The sequence below is a fragment of the Ochrobactrum sp. P6BSIII genome (genome assembly GCF_014138065.1).
Taxonomy (GTDB): Bacteria; Pseudomonadota; Alphaproteobacteria; order Rhizobiales; family Rhizobiaceae; genus Brucella.
On the sequence record NZ_JACGXB010000043.1, the window covers coordinates 1 to 2731 of the forward strand.

Here is a 2731-nt window from a genome sequence, read left to right on the forward strand (position 1 = left end):
CCGACATCGGTCAGCGTTGCAAACTGGAAGACGAGCGCCTTCATGCCGCCTGCAAGGCCCGCAAGACCAGCCGACATGACGAATGCGGCCAGCTTGTACTGATTGACGGAATAGCCCAGCGATATGGCGCGGCTTTCGTTCTCGCGCACCGATTTCAGGATCATGCCGAAGGGCGAGTTGGTGATGCGCCAGATGGCGAAGACCCCAAGCACGAACACGGCCAGCACAAAGTAATACATGTTCATCTGGTTGTTGAGATCGATGAAGCCGAACAGATATCCGCGCGGCACGCCCTGCAAGCCGTCCTCGCCATGGGTGAAGGCCGCCTGCAGGCAGAAGAAGAAGAACATCTGCGACAGCGCAAGCGTGATCATGGTCGAATAGATGCCCTGACGGCGAATGGCCAGATAGCCGATGACAAGGCCAAGCGCTGCGGCGGCAAGAACGCCGAGGATCAGCCCCACTTCCGGCGTCACGCCCCATTCCTTCACCGTATGCGCGGTGATATAGGCAGCGCCCCCGAAGAAGGCCGCATGGCCAAACGAGAGAATGCCGGTATAGCCAAGCAGAAGATTGAAGGCAGAGGCAAACAGCGCAAAGCACAGCATCTTCATCAGGAAGATCGGGTAGACCACGAAGGGTGCGGCGGCCAGTGCGAGAATGGCGATGACGAGAATGGCCGCCGACAGGCTGTTGATCGCAGGTTTGCGGGATGAAGCAGCACCATGGCTTGCAGCCGTTGCTTTAAGAGCGGTATCAGCCATATCAGGCCTCCTTCCCGAACAGTCCGGCGGGTCGCACCAGAAGGACGATAGCCATGATAACGAAGATGACGATGCTGGAGGCTTCCGGATAGAAGACTTTGGTGAGCCCTTCTGCCAGCCCCAGCACATAGCCGGTAATGATGGCGCCGAGGATCGATCCCATGCCGCCGACAACCACCACGGCAAAAACCACGATGATGATGTTGGAGCCCATCAGCGGGCTGACCTGATAGATCGGGGCCGCCATGATGCCGGCCACGCCTGCAAGACCCGCACCCAGCGCATAGGTGAAGGTGAGAAGCAGCGGCACATTGATGCCGAAGGCTTTGACCAGTGTCGGGTTTTCGGTGGCGGCGCGCAAATAAGCGCCAAGCTTGGTCTTTTCGATCAGAAGCCAGGTGCCAAGGCAGATGATCAGCGAGGCCACGACCACCCAGGCGCGATAGTTCGGCAGGAACATGAAGCCGAGATTATGCCCGCCAGCAAGCGACGGCGGCACCGCATAGGGCTGTCCGGCCGCGCCATAATAATAGCGGAACGTGCCTTCGATCACGAGCGCCAGGCCGAAGGTGAAGAGCAGGCCATAGAGCGGATCGAGATTATAAAGCCGTGACAGCGCCACGCGCTCGACGATCGCACCGCCGAGACCGACGATGATCGGGGCCAGAACAAGGGCTGGCCAATAGCCGATGCCAAGCCAGCTCAACAGCAGATAGCCGACAAAAGCGCCCAGCATATATTGTGCGCCATGGGCAAAATTGATGATGCGCAACAGCCCGAAGATGATGGCAAGGCCAAGGCTCAGCATGGCATAGAACGAGCCATTGATGAGGCCGACCAGCAACTGCCCGAGAAGCGCCTGCAGGGGAATACCGAAGATCATTGTCATGTCAGACTCCCAAGGCTTCGTTCAGGGCTGCCATGCGGTCGGGCAGCTCGGCGGTCGGGAAGTTCTCCGTCACCACGCCATGATCCATGAGATAGAAGCGGTCTGCGACCTTGGCGGCAAAGCGGAAGTTCTGCTCGACCAGCAGGATGGTCATGCCGCGCTTCTTCAGTTCCACCAGCACATCGCCGATGCGCTGCACGATGACAGGCGCCAGACCTTCGGTCGGCTCGTCCAGCAGCAGCACCTTCACGCCGGTGCGCAAAATGCGCGCAATGGCCAGCATCTGCTGTTCGCCGCCCGACAGTTTGGTGCCCGGGCTGTTGCGCCGTTCATGCAGGTTGGGGAAAAGCGCGTAAATCTCGTCCAATGACATCAGGCTCTGCTCGCCTTTTGCGACAACCGGCGGCAGCAGCAGGTTCTCATGCACGCTGAGCGTGGCGAAGATGCCGCGTTCTTCCGGCACGAAGCCCAGACCCGCATGGGCAATGCGATGCAAGGGCACGCGCATGATATCCCGGCCGTCCAGCGTGATCGTGCCGGTCCGCTTGCGGATGATGCCCATGATGGCGCGCAAGGTTGTCGTCTTGCCAACGCCGTTGCGGCCCAGAAGCGTGATGGTTTCGCCCGGCCAGATGTCGAGATCGACGCCATGCAGGGCATGGCTTTCGCCATACCAGGCATTCAGTCCGCGCACGGACAGGAGCGGTTGGCCTTTATTCATGTTCGGTTCCCATATAGGCGGTGCGCACGCGCTCGTCCTTCGAGACGTCGGCATAGCTGCCGGAGGCGAGGATCTCGCCGCGTTGCAGCACCGTGACATGGTGGGCGATATCGGCCACCACCTTGAGATTGTGTTCCACCATCAAAACGGCGCGATCCTTCGCGACATCGGCGATGAGGGCGGCAATGGTATGAACGTCTTCATGGCCCATGCCAGCCATCGGCTCGTCAAGCAGCAGCACTTTCGGATCGAGCGCCAGTGTGGTGGCGATTTCCAGCGCGCGCTTGCGGCCATAGGACAGATCGGCAGCCAGTGCATGACGGGCATCGGCAAGGCCGACGCGTTCCAGAAGTTCGA

At 60.2% G+C, this 2731-nt stretch carries 4 protein-coding genes; all 4 read right to left on the reverse strand.

What is annotated here, in order from left to right:
* The coding region (locus FHW00_RS24340) for a branched-chain amino acid ABC transporter permease (protein WP_078341356.1) at positions 1-764 on the reverse strand (764 nt) is incomplete at its 3' end.
* A gap of 1 nt (position 765) precedes the next feature.
* Positions 766-1653 carry a branched-chain amino acid ABC transporter permease gene (locus FHW00_RS24345; protein WP_078341355.1) on the reverse strand — a complete coding sequence of 296 codons (888 nt, stop codon included), beginning with the start codon at positions 1651-1653 and terminating at the stop codon, positions 766-768.
* A 1-nt stretch (position 1654) separates the two neighbouring features.
* Entirely contained in the window at positions 1655-2374 is a 720-nt protein-coding gene (locus tag FHW00_RS24350) for an ABC transporter ATP-binding protein (RefSeq protein WP_078341354.1), read from the reverse strand.
* Positions 2367-2731: ATP-binding cassette domain-containing protein (locus FHW00_RS24355; protein WP_139364476.1), on the reverse strand; the 365-nt coding region annotated here is incomplete at its 5' end. The genes FHW00_RS24350 and FHW00_RS24355, both read right to left, overlap by 8 nt.